Source organism: Cohnella yongneupensis (assembly GCF_042655785.1).
GTDB classification, from domain to species: Bacteria; Bacillota; Bacilli; order Paenibacillales; family Paenibacillaceae; genus Cohnella; species Cohnella yongneupensis.
Genome location: NZ_JBHSNC010000048.1, coordinates 76,025 through 90,575, shown reverse-complemented (window position 1 = coordinate 90,575; position 14,551 = coordinate 76,025). Strand labels below are relative to the sequence as shown.

Here is a 14,551-nt window from a genome sequence, read left to right as displayed (position 1 = left end):
CTGCTAAACGGACGTGATGGCGCATGCGGAGACTATGGACCGGGCGGCTGGATAAAGCCCGTTTCTGGATCGAGCGGCTTACCCTTCAGAAGCGGCTCGTCATTGCTTATATCCTCGTTCTCCTTGTTCCGAGCATCCTGATCTCCGCCTATATTTTTCGCGGCCTGACGGGCAATACGGTCAACGAGCTGAAGAAGAATACGGAATATTCGCTGGAGATCGAGCAGATCCATATTAAAAACAATATCGAAACGATGAAACGCGCGGCGCAGATAACGTTCTCCGATCGGAGAGTCTATGATTATTTATCGGAGCCGTACGAGCAAACCGTCGAAGAGCTGCTGGACATCGACAAGGTCCAGATGAAAGATATCGTTCGCCTGCAATACAACAATCCGGCCATCGAGACAATCCGAGTATTCATGAACAGCCCTTATACGTATGAGATTTATCCGGTATTTCTGCGTGAAAGCCGTATCAAGGAAGAGCCCTGGTACCCGTCTGTCATCCATTCGGAATTCGGACGAGACGTCTGGGCGTTCAGTCGGCTTACGAAGGATGTTATCCAGCGCATGACTACCGAGTCGGTAGACACGAATCCGCGCATTTCCTTGTTTCAAGACATTCAATATCCGAAAGGCACGCATGTCGGTATCCTCAAGATCGACATGCTGCTCACGTCCTTCTTCCCTAATACGTTCAGCGCTTTGCAGGAAGATCAATCGCAGATGCTCGTCATCGACAAGGACGGTAACTTGTACCGGAACCCGTCGAACCGGTTCTGGACGCAATCGGGCTTCGACGAAGCCTCGATCCTCCGGCATTTCAAGAACGGCGTTGCCGACCCCTCGACGCAGGGAAGCTTCTCTTTCAGGATGAACGGCCACTCCTTCCTTGCCGTCTATTCGCCGATCCGCGAGTTGGATGCGCGGATGCTGAAAATCGTATCGCTCGATCACGTATACGAGGACATCAACCGCACTCGTAACTTTATTCTACTGGCCAACATCATTCTGCTCGTCATTCTTACCCTGCTCACGAACTTCCTGAACTCCGTCATTCTGAAGAAGCTGCACCTGCTGACCGCCATGATGAAGAAAGTACGCCAGGGCGATTTCCGATTTAACCTGAACATTCGGGGCGGCGGCGGAGAAGTCGGCGAGCTGGCCCATCACTTCAGCAAAATGCTGCGCAAAATCAACGAGTTGATCGCGGACGCGGTCAACAAGAAAGCTTCCGCCAAGGAAGCCGAGCTTGCCGCATTGCGGAGCCAGATCGACTCCCACTTCATGTACAACACGCTGGAGAACATCAAGATGATCGCGGAAATCGACGGGCAAATGGCGGTGTCGGACGCGCTTACCGCGCTCGGCGGCATGATGCGCTACAACATGCGTTGGACGAACGAGCACGTAAGGTTGAAGGATGAATTGGCTCACATCGCCAACTACGTCAGCATCTCGAACATCCGCTTCGAGGATAGGATTCGGCTGGAGATCGACGTGGCGGAGGAAATGCAGCACCAGGAAATTTTGAAAATGACGCTCCAACCGATCGTCGAGAACGCGATCAAGCACGGCTTGCGCAATAAACCGATGCGGATCGCGATTCGCGCGGAGCTGGACGGCGACGCGATGCTTATCTCCGTTACGGACGATGGCTCCGGCATGACCGAAGCGAAAACCCGGGAGCTGAACGCGCGCATCGAACGCGGGGAGTCGAGAACAGCCACGGCGGAGCACGGTGGCGCCGATCAGAGCGGCGGCATTGGCCTAGCGAACGTGCACGGCCGAATCGGGCTGCATTACGGCAAGCCATACGGGCTGCAGGTCACTTCGGTGCACGGTGAATATACTTGCGTGACGATTCGGATTCCTCATCTCATCCTAAGCGGGAGGTTGATCTCATGACGCGGACGCTACTGATCGCGGACGACGAACGGAATATTCGATTGGGCCTGCGCGCGATGATCGAGCGGCAGTACCCGGGCCAGTACCATATCATGCTGGCGGCCGACGGGGTTCAAGCGCTCGAAGAGTTCGAACGTCAGCCCGCCGAAATCGTCATCACCGACATCCGGATGCCCGAGCTCGATGGCATCGGCCTGATCAAGGAGCTATCCGGGTTGCCCGCCGCTCCGGCCCTGCTCATTCTTAGCGGCTACGACGATTTTCAGTTCGCCAAGGAAGCGATGAAGCATAAGGTTCGGGATTATTTGCTTAAACCTATCGTGCGAGAGGATCTATTCGCGGCGCTGGAACGTCTCGAGCAGGATCTTGCCGCGCGGCAGGAGCTTCTCGATAAGTTGGCATCCACGGACCGCTACCGCGAAGGCTTGCGAGTCCGGACGCTGGAGGCGATCTGGGCGGAGCCTAGCCACGACGAGGCCGCGATTCGCGACAGATGCATAGAGGCGGGGCTTCATGCCTTCGAACCGCTGTATCACGTCGCGATCGTCGATACGGCAGGCAACCAAAGGCTCGCGATGAAGATTCGGGAAGCCGTCGGCGGCCGCGAGCTGGGCGACCAGACGATTCTGATCGAGAATAAGGACAATCAGCTGATTTTGCTAGCCCAGGGCACGGAGATTGCTTTGGAGCTGTCCAAGGCGATGCAAGCCGCCGCCGGCAATAGTAACGAGATGGTCATCGGAATCAGCACCCCCGGACAGTCGATCGGCGAAGTGAAAACCCGGTTCGAGGAAGCCCGTCAAGCGATAAAATACCGGCTGCTCTTCGGACGGCCCGAGAAGGGCGTCATTCGCTACGGTCAAATCAAGGACAGGAACCGCGGCATCTACGTACCGTTGGAAACGGTGCGCAAGCTTGCCAATATGATGGGAACCGACCGCGAGGCGGAAATCAAGGCGCTGCTGCTGGAGCTGTTCTACGCGAAGGCGCTGGACGAAGCGGACATCGGCTACTTCGAAGCGGTGAGCCGGGCGCTCAACGAGCTTGTGTTCGACCGGGTATTCAATGCCTACGGAGAAGCCTCCGTCGATATTATCCGGATGTACCGAAAAGCCGGCAACCTCTATCATTTCGCCAGTATCCAGGATTATATTCGTTGCGTCGAAGGCTTGCTGTTCGATCTGAACGACTTTGTGGGCAGCCTGAAATCCGCCCATATCGATTCCAAGGAGATGGCTCGCGCGCTCGAATACATCCATGCGACCTTCGACAGAGACATCAGCATGGCGATGGTATCCAACCACGTATCCCTAAACTACTCGTATTTCAGCGAGCGATTCAAGGAGTTTACCGGGGAAAGCTTCATCGGTTACTTAAAGAAGCTGCGGATTGCCAAAGCCAAGGAACTGCTCGAGACGACGGACGACCGCGTCTACGAAATCAGCCGCCGCGTCGGGTATGACAATCCGAAGCAGTTCAACCGCGTTTTCCGCGAGCTCGAAGGGATCACCGCGCAGGAATACAGGCATAAGTCGATGACGGAGAAACGGTAGCGGCGGTTGATGTGACGATATAGCTCACTCGGTTGCCGGCTTTTTTTTAACCCAACCCGCCCCCTCCCTCTCCGATTATGACGAAACGCCCACGATCGCATACAATAGTAGGTATATCACGTGTCGAAAGGTTGGCGTTAGTATGGCGAATACGCACGTATACACTAGGCGAGAGGAAGTCGTTAACGCGATCACGCACGGCTTGGGTACGCTGCTTAGCATCGCGGGATTGGCGATATTGATCGTATATGCTTCATTAAAGGGAACATCCTGGCATGTCGTAAGCTTCACCGTGTACGGAATTACGATGCTGCTGCTCTATACCGCATCGACGCTCGTTCACGCTTTTCCAGAAGGCAAAGCCAAGGACTTGTTCGAGACGTTCGACCATTCTTGCATCTATTTATTCATTGCCGGTACGTATACGCCGCTGTTGCTCGTAACGTTACGCAGCCCGCTCGGCTGGACTTTGTTCGGAATCGTGTGGGGGCTTGCGGTATCGGGCGTTATTTTCAAAGCCTTTTTCACCAAAAAATATCTCGTCCTATCGACGCTGTTCTACGTACTCATGGGTTGGATGATCGTCTTCGCGTGGCACCCGCTACAAACGTTGCTCCAACCGGGCGGCGTGCGATTGCTAGTCATCGGAGGCTTATTGTACACGTTCGGTTCGATCTTCTATATTTGGCGTGGCTTCCCGCACCATCACGCCGTATGGCATCTGTTCGTGCTGGCAGGGTCGGTCATGCATTTCTTCGCTATTTTGCTCTATGTCCTGTAGCGGAAAGTCGGCATTCGAGTTTGTCGAATGAAAAAGGGTTTTGCCGGCGAGGCGGGGAATACACCATGTAAACGGATCATTCTACACATGGTGAGGCGATTGCATTGGATCGATCGAATTCGCGTTCAAGCTGGAGCATGGTTATCGCCTATGCGGCGTTAGTAGCCGCAACGCAAGTGCTATGGGTTACCTATACGCCGGTTACGACGGCGTCCGCCGATTATTGGGGCGTATCCGAGGAAGCGGTCGGATGGCTCGCGCAAGTGTTTCCGCTCATTTATGTCGTATTGGCGTTGCCTTTCGGTTACTGGGCGGACAAATGGTTTCGCGGTTCTCTAGCCGTCGGTGCGTTATTGACCGCCGCGGGGGCTTTGTTGAGGCTAGCGCCGGGTTACGATTACGCGCTCGCGGGACAGATCGTCGTTGGCGTCGCGCAGCCGCTCGTCGTTAACGGTATCAATAAGATTGTTTCCTTATATGTCGCCCCGGCACGCCGGCCGGCGGCTATCGCGATCGGCTCGTCAAGCCTATTCATCGGTATCTTATTGTCGACCGTAAGCGTGCCGTTCTTCATGGATTGGCAAGGCATGCCTACGGTTAACGGTTCGCAAGCGATATTCGCGGTTGCGACCACGACCGCCTTCTTGCTCGCGCTGAAGATCCGTCCATTGTACGCGGCGGAGACTACGGTTCAGGTGTCGATAAAAGAAATGTGGTCGCAGCGTTGGGTACGTCAGTTGAGCTTGTTGCTGTTCGTCGGCTTCGGGCTGTTCATTGCGCTCACGACTTGGTTAGAGGTGCTGTCGGATGCGCTCGGGATGACGGAAGAACAAGTCGGGATCGGGCTTGGCCTCATGACGGTGGCGGGAATCGCGGGGGCGGGGATCGTGCCTAGCTGGGCGGCGAGAGGGACGAGAAGCCGGTGGATGTTATGCGCGTCGCTTGCGATGAGCGTCGTCACTTTGCTGGCGCTGTGGGTTGGCGTGAATATTGGTTTATTCCTCGGGTTGCTGGGGCTTACCGGATTTTTATTGCTTGCGGATTTGCCGATTATACTCGTAACGGCGGAGACGAGGGTCATGCCGGAGATGGCGGGGACCGTAACGGGGTTGTTGCTGTTATCCGGCAATCTGGGCGGAGTCGTTCTCTCGCTTGCGGTACAGGGATTGCTGGAGCAGCGAGGGCTTGCGATCGGGTTGTTGATGGTAGTCGCGCTAGGGATGCTTCCGCTGGCGCTTCGGTATCCGGTCAAACCACCCGAGCAAAGGGCTTAATCAATAAATCAGCGCCGTCGCGGCTGCCCTTGTGGTGGCATTGCGTTCGGCGCTGTTCTGCTTTCTTATTCGTTACGACTTGCGTGTGCGGCTTGCGTTGCCATTGTCCTCGCTGCATTTCCGGATTCAACTTGCCTTCTCTTTCGTCCTTGCGTCTTGCTCGTTTGCTTGTCGACATTCCCATTATGGATGCACCTCCGAATTTGATCTCATCATACAGCAGCATCGGATGCGCGCGCAAGGCGTCAATCGTCGGAAAAAGTCTTTACATTCAGGGGAGAAAAGCTCGATAATTTATCAAAGAAGCGATTACATAAATCGATGCACGTGGGAGGAGCGATGAGTTTGCCCGTTTCGAATATAGCCGTTCTGTCGCCCTCGGAGATCGTCAGCCATCATCAGGCGTTGTTCCGGGAAGGCACGACGAGACCCGTCGCTTTCAGAATCGACCAACTACGCAAGCTGCGCGCCGCGATTATTCGCTACGAGCCGCGCCTGCTCGCCGCCCTGCGGCAAGACTTGAACAAATCCGAACGCGAAGCTTATGCTACGGAAATCGGCATCGCGTTGACCGAAATACGCGTAGCGCTTCGCGGCGTCAAGAGATGGGCCAAGCCTAAGCGCGCGAAGACGCCGATGACGCACAGCGGCGCGAGCAGTCGCATCGTGCCCGAGCCTTACGGCACAACGCTAATTATCTCGCCATGGAATTATCCGTTCCAGCTGTCGATCGTTCCGATCGTCTCGGCGATCGCCGCCGGCAACACGGTCGTGTTGAAGCCGTCCGAGCTAACGCCGACCGTATCCGCCCTGCTGGCCGAATTGATCGGCGAGACGTTCCCGTCCGATTACATAACCGTAGTCGAAGGCGATGCGCAGACGAGCACGGAGCTGCTTAGACAGCCGTTCGATCATATTTTCTTCACCGGCAGCCCGGCGGTAGGCAAGCTCGTCATGGAAGCCGCGGCCAAGCATCTCGCTCCCGTGACGCTGGAACTCGGCGGCAAAAGTCCTTGCATCGTTCACAAGGATGCGGACATAGCGCTCGCCGCCAAGCGAATCGCCTTCGGCAAATTCACCAATGCGGGTCAGACGTGCGTCGCCCCGGATTACGTGCTCGTTCACCGCGAGGTAAAGGCGGCCTTCATAGCCAAGATGAACGAAGCGATCAAGAGATTCTACGGCGATGATCCGTTCGCGAGCGCAGAATACGGCCGCATCGTGAACGAACGCCACTTCAAGCGGCTGACGGGTTACTTGAGCGACGGTAAGATCGTGTCCGGCGGGCAGTTGGACGAGCGGGGGTTGAAAATCGCGCCGACGTTGCTCGATCAAGTGCCGCTGGATTCGTCTATTATGCGCGAGGAGATCTTCGGGCCGTTGCTGCCGTTATTGGAGTACGAAACGGAGGAGGAAATCGAGGCGGTTATTGAGGCGAACCCGAAACCTCTCGCCTTATACGTCTTTACGAAGAGCTCCGATTTTTCGAAACGGATCATCGAGCGCATTCGTTTCGGCGACGGTTGTATTAACGATACGATAATGCATTTCGGCTCTCCTTACCTGCCGATAGGCGGCGTCGGGGGAAGCGGAATCGGCAGCTATCACGGCGAGTACGGCTTCCGTACGTTTTCCCACTATAAGAGCATTTTGAATATGACGAATTTGTTCGATCCGCCTTTCCGATATCCCGGCTCCAAGTGGGGCATGACCGTTATTCGCAAGCTGCTTCGCTGACGACAGACGCTAAGACGAGAGGACGATCCCTATTCTGATGCCCGATTATGCGACATATAAGTCGATATTCGCCGGAATTCCGATGCCTTACGCCTTCATCGATCTCGATATGCTAGATCGTAACATTAGGGATATCGCCAAGGCGGCCGGCAACAAGAAGATTCGCATAGCCAGTAAGTCCATTCGCAGCGTCGACGTATTGCGTCGCATTATGCGTTCGGACGACGTTTATGAAGGCGTTATGTGTTACACCGCGAAGGAAGCTGCGTTTTTGGCGCATGAAGGTTTTCAAGATTTGCTTCTCGGATACCCGACATGGGACGCGCAAGGCGTATTGCCGTTGATAGACTTGATCGGAGAAGGACATGTCATCACGTTCATGGTCGATTCGATCGCGCACGTAGAGCAATTGGAGCGGTTGGCCAAAAGGCGCGGCGTACGCGTTCCGGTCTGTCTCGACATCGACATGTCGGCGAATTACCCGGGCCTCCGGTTCGGTGTGTGGCGCTCGCCGTTAGACGGCTGGGATTCGGTGAGACCCGTCGCCGAGCGCATTCAAGCTTCGCCTTGGGTGCGGCTGGACGGCATAATGGGCTACGAGGCCCAAATCGCCGGTGTCGGCGATCGCGTGCCGGGACAAGCGCTTAAAAACGCGATCGTCCGCTACTTGAAGCGCCGCTCCGTCAAGGACGTGGCCTCTCGGCGCGAGGAAGTCGTATCGAGGCTGCGGGAGCTCGGTCTTCCGCTTAGGTTCGTTAACGCGGGCGGTACGGGGAGCTTGGCTTCTTCCAGGACGGAGAAGGCGGTCACGGAAATGACGGCGGGGTCGGGTTTTTACTCCCCGCTATTATTTGATAACTATCGCTCGTTCCGTTATATGCCCGCGGCCGGATTCGCGGTTGAGATCGTACGTAAGCCGAGACGGGATATCGTCACGTGCTTGGGCGGCGGATATACGGCTTCCGGCGCGGCGGACGGAACGAAGCTGCCGAGACCTTACTTGCCGGCAGGCTTGTCTTTGTTCCCGCTCGAAGGCGCGGGAGAAGTGCAGACGCCGCTGTTGATCGGGAAGAAAGCGGAAATGCCCGACCTGAACATCGGCGATCCGGTGTTTTTCCGGCATGCGAAGGCGGGCGAATTGTGCGAGCGGTTTAATTGCTTGTATGCGATATCCGACGGTTCCATCGTAGGGGAATACGCGACGTACAGAGGCGTGGGGGAAAACTTCTTATGATGAAAAGCGGACGCAAGTGGCGCAACTGGTCGGGAATCGTGCAAGCAACGCCGCGAGACGTCTACTACCCGGAATCGATCGAGCGGATCGCGGAAATCGTGGAGAAGTGCAGACGGGAAGGGCGACGTATTCGCGTCGTCGGATCGGGGCATTCTTTTACGGCGATTGCCGCTTCGGATGATGTTCTCGTATCGCTAGACTTGCTGCAGGGGATCGTTTCCGTTGACGCTAACGCGGGTACCGTGACCGTGTGGGCGGGCACGAAGCTGAAGTTGCTTGGCGAGTTGCTCCATGCCGAAGGGTTCGCGCAAGAAAATCTAGGCGATATCGACGTGCAGTCGATCGCCGGCGCGATCAGCACGGGAACGCACGGGACGGGCATCGCCTTCGGGACGCTCGCGACCCAGGTCGTCGGAATGACGGTCGTCGCGGGCACCGGCGAAGTCGTTAGCTGCACGGAGGCGTCGCATCCGGAGCTGTTCAAAGCTTTGCAAGTGTCGATAGGATCGCTAGGCATCATCGTTCAAATTACGCTGCGGCTTCGACCGTCATACAAGCTCCGCTACGAAAGCTCGCGCGTGCCACTGACGGATTGTTTGAAGCGGTTGCCGGAGCTGAAGGCGCAGCATCGTAACTTCGAGTTTTATTGGTTTCCCTATGCGGAGCCGTGCCAGTTGAAAATGATGAACGAGACGGACGAGCCGATCAGTCCGAACCGCAAGCTGCGCGATTATATAAACGACGTGGTAATGGAAAATGCCCTATTCGGCGCGTTATCCGGATTGACTCGGCGTTTCCCGGCGCTCAGCCCAACGGTCAGCCGCATGTGCGCGGCAGCCGCTACGGTTACCCGCAAAGTCGAGATGAGTCACCGGATCTACGCGACGACGCGGCTCGTGCGATTCAACGAGATGGAGTATAATATTCCGGCGGATGCGATGGCGGACGTTATTCGGGAGATGCGGGAGACGATCGCCCGCGAGAAGTACCGCGTGCATTTCCCGATCGAATGCCGATACGTTCAAGGGGACGATATTTGGCTAAGCCCGGCTTACGGACGTGATTCGGCGTATATCGCCGTACATATGTATCGCGGCATGCCTCATGAGCAGTATTTCGCCGATATGGAGCGCATCTTCCTGCGTTACGGAGGAAGACCGCATTGGGGTAAGCTGCACACGCTCGAGGCGGCTCGGTTGAGCACCGCGTACCCGATGTGGGAGAAGTTCGGCTGGATCAGGGACGAGATGGACCCGGACGGAATTTTATTGAACGGTTATTTGCGTCGCGTTTTCGGACGATAATCGATTTACAATCGTAGAGGAAGTGGTTGTTTTGCCGCATTTGCTAATTCGGGGCGTCGATCCTGACCGTTTGGCGACGGTTAGCGAGGCGCTCGTCGCTGAGCTCGCGGACATTTGCGTTTGTCCGCCTGATCATATCCTATTGGAGTGCCTGCACACGACGGCTGTTTTCGCGGGCAAGCGTGTCGCCTCGTACCCTTTTGTCGAAGTGAATTGGTTCGATAGAGGGCTCGCGGTAAGAGATTCGGCGGCCGCCTGCATCGACCGGCACGTTCGCTCTCTCGGAATCGAGGAGGCGGAAGTGGCGTTTCGGGTATATATGCCGGAAGCCTATTACGCGAACGGTCAAAGACTGGGAGAGGAACCTTCTTCGGATCAGGGAGCGCTCCAAGCGCTGCAAGAAGATAACGCGAGGCTGAAGGACGAGCTCGGCAAAGCCCGCAAAGCGCTGCAGAGCGCGGTGTTAGGCGGCGGAGCGACGGCGTCCATGTCTAGTAGGCTTCGAGACGCGTTGAGAGAATGAAGCAGCTTACTTTGCGCGCGGACGGATCGTTCAAGATCGTGCAGTTCACCGACCTGCACTGGAATAACGGGGAAGCGACGGACTTGCGGACGCGCGCGCTCATGGAGCGGGTCGTCGCCGCGGAGAAACCGGACTTTATCGTTTTCACCGGAGACGTTATCGACAGCAGCCGGTGCCGCGATCCCGAGCGATCGTTCCGGGATGCGTTGTCCGTCGCGGAAGACAGCGGAATTCCGTGGGCGGCGATATTCGGCAATCACGATAGCGAGAGTAACGTAACCCGGGAGCAGCTTATGCGGGTGCAGCTTTCGATGGCGGGAACGGTCGCGAAGCGAGGGCCGACGGAGCTCGAAGGCGTGGGCAACTTCGTGTTGCCCGTGTCGGACGTAGACGGTCGGCTCGCCGCAGCGCTCTATTGCTTCGATAGCGGAAGCTACTCGGACCATGTCGAAGCGCAAGGCTACGGGTGGATTCGCGAGCGCCAACTCGGATGGTTCCGGAAGGAAGCGGAGGCTTTTCGACTGTCGAACGGCGGAATTCCGCTGCCTTCGCTTGCGTTTCTGCATATTCCGTTTCCCGAGTATCGGGACTTATGGAACGGGCGGTTCTGCTATGGCCATCGCTACGAAAAGGTCGGCTGCCCGCCCGTCAATTCGGGTTTGTTCGCGGCTATGCTGGATACGGACGCGATTAGAGGCGTGTTTTGCGGTCATGATCATATTAACGATTATACCGGCGAGCTCTACGGCATTCGTCTAAGTTATGGGCGCGCCACCGGTTATTCGACATACGGGCGATGGTTGTTTCAACGCGGCGCGCGAGTGATCCGGCTGCGCAAGGGCAAGCCGTTCGATACGTGGCTCCGCCTCGCCAACGGCAGCAAAGTTACGCAAGCGCGCAAACATTGGCCTACATGGTATTCGAAAGCGTAAAAAACCTTCTCTCACGGAGAAGGTTTTTTATTTGGTAAAACAGCTGGATTTTCAGGAGACAAAGGATTAAGATAGTTCTATAAATTGTGAAACCTAGTTTCATATAGTGAAACCAAAAGGGGTGGGAACGATGACGTATACTTACCTCGGCATTGACCATGTTCAATTGGCCGCACCGGAAGACAGCGAGACTGAAGCAAGGAATTTTTATGGCTCCATATTGGGCTGGACGGAAATTCCCAAACCCGCGAATCTTCTCAAACGAGGCGGAGTGTGGTTTCAATGCGGCGCTCACCAAGTACACATCGGCATACAGCAAGCTTTCATTCCCGCGACGAAAGCACACCCTGCGTTCCATGTGAGCAATTTAGACGACCTGCGCGATTATTTGCATCGTAATCATGTTCGGATTCTGGATGATGAATCAAGGTCGGACGAAGGCGTCAAACGGTTTTACTTAAACGATCCCTTCGGCAACCGCCTTGAATTTATCGAATGGATGTAACTTCGCTTACCTGCGCTAGCCTCGCTGCGACAGGGCGAGTCGTTTCAATACGTGGCTCCGCCTCGCCAACAGCAGCAAAGTCACGCGAGCGTGCAAACATTGGCCTATGTGGTATTCAAAAGTATAAAGAATCTTCTCTTCAGGAGGAGATTTTTTGTCAACGGCCTCCCAGACCGCTGAACCACTTCAAATCCTACTTGTATACTCGCCAACGGCCTCCCAGACCGCTGAACCGCTCCAAATCCTACTTGTATACTCGCCAACAGCCTCCCAGACCGCTGAGCCACCTTAAATCCCACTTGCATACTCGCCAACGGCCTCCCAGACCGCTGAGCCACCTCAAATCCCACTTGCATACTCGCCAACGGCCTCCCAGACCGCTGAGCCACCTCAAATCCCACTTGCATACTCGCCAACGGCCTCCCAGACCGCTGAACCACTTCAAATCCCACTTGCATACTCGCCAACGGCTTCCAAGACCGTTAATCCGCTGAATTTTTTCCCTTGCGAATGACATTTACCACCTTACAACCAATGGACAAGTTGTTACACTTCGTTTCATTTAACCTATTTTTTGAGAAACAGAGAAACAAAACGTATCTGCCCTGCGTCAAAAGAGTAACCGCCGCATTCGCATCCGTTCTTCAGCCCACTTCAGGCGGAACAAAGGAGGCTGTGAAAAATGAGGAAAATGTTGCTGTTGCTCTTATCCCTACTGATGCTTGCGAGTGTCACTTATAACGTTGCCGCGGCTGCGAATTTATCGACGGAGCAAAAGTTTGAAGCGCTCAGGAAAGAAGGCATTTTCACCGGGTACTCGGACGGATCGTCCAGATTGTACAATTCGATGTCGCGCGAGGAGTTCGCAACGGTGTTATACCGCTTGTTCGAGCTCTCCGATTCGAACTTCACGAAAAGCTTCGACGACGTTCAAAGAACGCGTTGGTCGTTCCAGGCGATCGAAGCGGTCAACAAAGCCGGACTTATGAAAGGGGTTAGCGCCAAAAAGTTTTCGCCCGAAGAGAACGTCACCGTCGAACAACTCGCCGCCGTGCTCGTGAGAGCGACCGGATACGAGAGCACCAGCAATGGTTTCGTGCTTGGGACGGTGTCCGCATGGGCAAGGAGCTCCGTTCGGATCGCGCTGGACAAAGGATTGATCGCGAGGGTGGACGACTACACCGACAATGCGACCCGTGGTCAGCTGGTAGAAGCGATCTACGCCGTCTACTCCGAGATGGTTAAGCAACCGCTGCGCATAACGAAAATTACCCCGTTGACCAATCGGATAGTGCTCCTCAACCTGCAGCAAGCCGTTAAAAACGTTGACGACAGTCGTTTCGCGCTGAGAGACAGCAGAGGCAACTACATCAAGGTGGCCGTGTCCTCGATCAGCAGCGACGGACTATCGATCGTGCTCTTCTCGGATCCGCTTCGCAGCGGAGAGCAACATAGGCTGATCGTCGACGACAACGATATTTGGACGTTCACCTCCATATCCGATGACCAAGTCAAGCCGCAAGTGGTGTCCGTAGACGGATTGAACAGCAATTCCATCGAAGTCGTCTTCAGCGAAGCCGTCGATCAGAAGTCGGCTACGAATACGGACAATTATCGGCTCAATAACGGAGAACGCGTGACGAAGGCGCAATTAACGACCGATCGGAAAGTAACGTTGACGACGACCGACCAGAACGATGGATGGTCGTATCAGTTAACGATTCGCGGCATACAGGATCAGTCCGGCAACACGCTCGACGCGACGACGAAAACGTTCATTAACGACAATACGAAGCCGAAGGTAACTTCGGTTCAGGTAAACGCCACGTCAACGGTAACGATCAAGTTCAACGAGAAAATCGATCCGCAGCAAGCCGTTCAAACGAATCACTATTCGATCAACAAGGGCCTCGGCGTTACGCAGGCTACGCTTCAGAGCGATGGTCTCACCGTAACGTTGAAGACGACGCCTCAACAAGACGCCACGCTATATACGTTGACGGTAAGCGGAATTTACGATTTGGCGGGGAACGTGATGGACACCTCTACGAACTGGAAGTTCGGGGGCGTCGCGAATCCCGAAATCCAGGTGGAATTCCAATCGATCAAAGCCCTTAACAACAATACGGTGGAAATCGGCTTCAGCCGGCCGATTACCGACGCCGATATCGCGAATCTCAAGCTTGATATATTGAAGGACAACGGCAATGACGTATCAATGACGGATTGGAAACAGTTCGCGCAGCGCAAGGACAGTCAGACGGCTACCGTGCAATATCGGACCAAGTCCGACAATCCGAAGCTATTCGTTCCCGGCCACTATTACCTTGCCCGCGTTTCCGGCGTTACGTCGTTAATTACGTCCGATGACAGAGACGAATTAGATTTCGCCGGTACCGGAGTCGACAATCCGATCCCGTACGTGACCCAAGCGATCGCGATCGCCGATAATCGGGTTAAAATCGTATTCAGCGAGCCGGTTACGAACATAGACGGTCCGGCATTCCAAATCAAACAGTTGGACGGCAAAGTCGTTACCATTGCCTACGACGAGCTTGACAATACGAATAAAATAGCCACGGAAGTCGTGCTCCGGTTGGATGACCCTTTGACCCGCAATTGGCAGTATATCGTTTCGTTTAAACCGAACATTATTACGGATGCGGCGGAATTCAACGGTCTGAAAACGATGGAAGGCAACAATCCGTACGAAGTGAAGTTCACCGCTAACTGGTAAAGCTATAGCAAACCGTAAGAAAGCCCCTCGCCGATTTTGGGCGAGGGGCTTTTCTAATCGG

The 14,551-nt window shown here is 55.2% G+C and carries 12 protein-coding genes; 11 read left to right on the top strand and 1 reads right to left on the bottom strand.

Annotated features, from left to right (window positions below; translation table 11 throughout):
* The first annotated feature begins 23 nt into the window (after window positions 1-23).
* The 4 genes from ACFPQ4_RS15920 to ACFPQ4_RS15905 all read left to right on the top strand — a co-directional run bounded on the left by ACFPQ4_RS15920 (window position 24) and on the right by ACFPQ4_RS15905 (window position 5,518).
* Window positions 24-1,910: a sensor histidine kinase gene (locus ACFPQ4_RS15920; protein ID WP_378112860.1), complete on the top strand. Its 1,887-nt coding sequence runs from the start codon at window positions 24-26 to the stop codon at window positions 1,908-1,910.
* Window positions 1,907-3,463: a response regulator gene (locus ACFPQ4_RS15915; protein ID WP_378112859.1), complete on the top strand. Its 1,557-nt coding sequence runs from the start codon at window positions 1,907-1,909 to the stop codon at window positions 3,461-3,463. Before ACFPQ4_RS15920 ends, ACFPQ4_RS15915 begins: the two co-directional genes overlap by 4 nt.
* A 142-nt stretch (window positions 3,464-3,605) precedes the next feature.
* Window positions 3,606-4,244, top strand: coding sequence for a PAQR family membrane homeostasis protein TrhA (gene trhA / locus ACFPQ4_RS15910; protein WP_378112858.1), 639 nt, complete (start codon window positions 3,606-3,608; stop codon window positions 4,242-4,244).
* Window positions 4,245-4,348: 104 nt separating this feature from the next.
* Complete coding sequence (locus ACFPQ4_RS15905) at window positions 4,349-5,518, top strand: MFS transporter (protein WP_378112857.1); 1,170 nt, start codon at window positions 4,349-4,351, stop codon at window positions 5,516-5,518.
* Here the strand turns inward: ACFPQ4_RS15905 and ACFPQ4_RS15900 are convergent.
* Window positions 5,493-5,702: a hypothetical protein gene (locus ACFPQ4_RS15900; protein WP_378112856.1), complete on the bottom strand. Its 210-nt coding sequence runs from the start codon at window positions 5,700-5,702 to the stop codon at window positions 5,493-5,495. The genes ACFPQ4_RS15905 and ACFPQ4_RS15900 overlap by 26 nt on opposite strands.
* A 155-nt stretch (window positions 5,703-5,857) precedes the next feature.
* On the opposite strand from ACFPQ4_RS15900, the gene ACFPQ4_RS15895 reads away from it, so the two are divergent.
* The 7 genes from ACFPQ4_RS15895 (at window position 5,858) to ACFPQ4_RS15865 (ending at window position 14,490) form a co-directional block, all read left to right on the top strand.
* Entirely contained in the window at window positions 5,858-7,255 is a 1,398-nt protein-coding gene (locus ACFPQ4_RS15895; RefSeq protein WP_378112855.1) for an aldehyde dehydrogenase, read from the top strand.
* Between the two features lie 37 nt (window positions 7,256-7,292).
* The gene (locus ACFPQ4_RS15890) at window positions 7,293-8,489 is read left to right on the top strand and encodes an amino acid deaminase/aldolase (RefSeq protein ID WP_378112854.1); all 1,197 of its coding nucleotides are present in this window, start codon (window positions 7,293-7,295) and stop codon (window positions 8,487-8,489) included.
* A complete protein-coding gene (locus tag ACFPQ4_RS15885; RefSeq protein ID WP_378112852.1) occupies window positions 8,486-9,793 on the top strand; it encodes a D-arabinono-1,4-lactone oxidase in 1,308 nt (435 codons plus the stop codon). Before ACFPQ4_RS15890 ends, ACFPQ4_RS15885 begins: the two co-directional genes overlap by 4 nt.
* Window positions 9,794-9,824: 31 nt before the next feature.
* Window positions 9,825-10,316, top strand: coding sequence for a DUF1904 family protein (locus tag ACFPQ4_RS15880; protein ID WP_378112851.1), 492 nt, complete (start codon window positions 9,825-9,827; stop codon window positions 10,314-10,316).
* Window positions 10,313-11,248, top strand: coding sequence for a metallophosphoesterase family protein (locus tag ACFPQ4_RS15875; protein ID WP_378112850.1), 936 nt, complete (start codon window positions 10,313-10,315; stop codon window positions 11,246-11,248). Before ACFPQ4_RS15880 ends, ACFPQ4_RS15875 begins: the two co-directional genes overlap by 4 nt.
* A gap of 130 nt (window positions 11,249-11,378) precedes the next feature.
* A complete protein-coding gene (locus ACFPQ4_RS15870; RefSeq protein ID WP_378112849.1) occupies window positions 11,379-11,753 on the top strand; it encodes a VOC family protein in 375 nt (124 codons plus the stop codon).
* 682 nt (window positions 11,754-12,435) lie between these two features.
* On the top strand, window positions 12,436-14,490 hold the full coding sequence (locus ACFPQ4_RS15865; RefSeq protein WP_378112848.1) for an Ig-like domain-containing protein: 2,055 nt from the start codon (window positions 12,436-12,438) through the stop codon (window positions 14,488-14,490).
* The last annotated feature ends 61 nt before the right edge of the window (window positions 14,491-14,551 follow it).

Bases quoted from the DNA above. Each gene is read 5' to 3' on its own strand.
- ACFPQ4_RS15920 (WP_378112860.1), top strand. From the start codon at position 24: ATGCGGAGACTATGGACCGGGCGGCTGGATAAAGCCCGTTTCTGGATC.
- ACFPQ4_RS15915 (WP_378112859.1), top strand. From the start codon at position 1,907: ATGACGCGGACGCTACTGATCGCGGACGACGAACGGAATATTCGATTG.
- trhA (WP_378112858.1), top strand. From the start codon at position 3,606: ATGGCGAATACGCACGTATACACTAGGCGAGAGGAAGTCGTTAACGCG.
- ACFPQ4_RS15900 (WP_378112856.1), bottom strand. From the start codon at position 5,702: ATGGGAATGTCGACAAGCAAACGAGCAAGACGCAAGGACGAAAGAGAA.
- ACFPQ4_RS15895 (WP_378112855.1), top strand. From the start codon at position 5,858: ATGAGTTTGCCCGTTTCGAATATAGCCGTTCTGTCGCCCTCGGAGATC.
- ACFPQ4_RS15890 (WP_378112854.1), top strand. From the start codon at position 7,293: ATGCCCGATTATGCGACATATAAGTCGATATTCGCCGGAATTCCGATG.
- ACFPQ4_RS15885 (WP_378112852.1), top strand. From the start codon at position 8,486: ATGATGAAAAGCGGACGCAAGTGGCGCAACTGGTCGGGAATCGTGCAA.
- ACFPQ4_RS15875 (WP_378112850.1), top strand. From the start codon at position 10,313: ATGAAGCAGCTTACTTTGCGCGCGGACGGATCGTTCAAGATCGTGCAG.
- ACFPQ4_RS15870 (WP_378112849.1), top strand. From the start codon at position 11,379: ATGACGTATACTTACCTCGGCATTGACCATGTTCAATTGGCCGCACCG.
- ACFPQ4_RS15865 (WP_378112848.1), top strand. From the start codon at position 12,436: ATGAGGAAAATGTTGCTGTTGCTCTTATCCCTACTGATGCTTGCGAGT.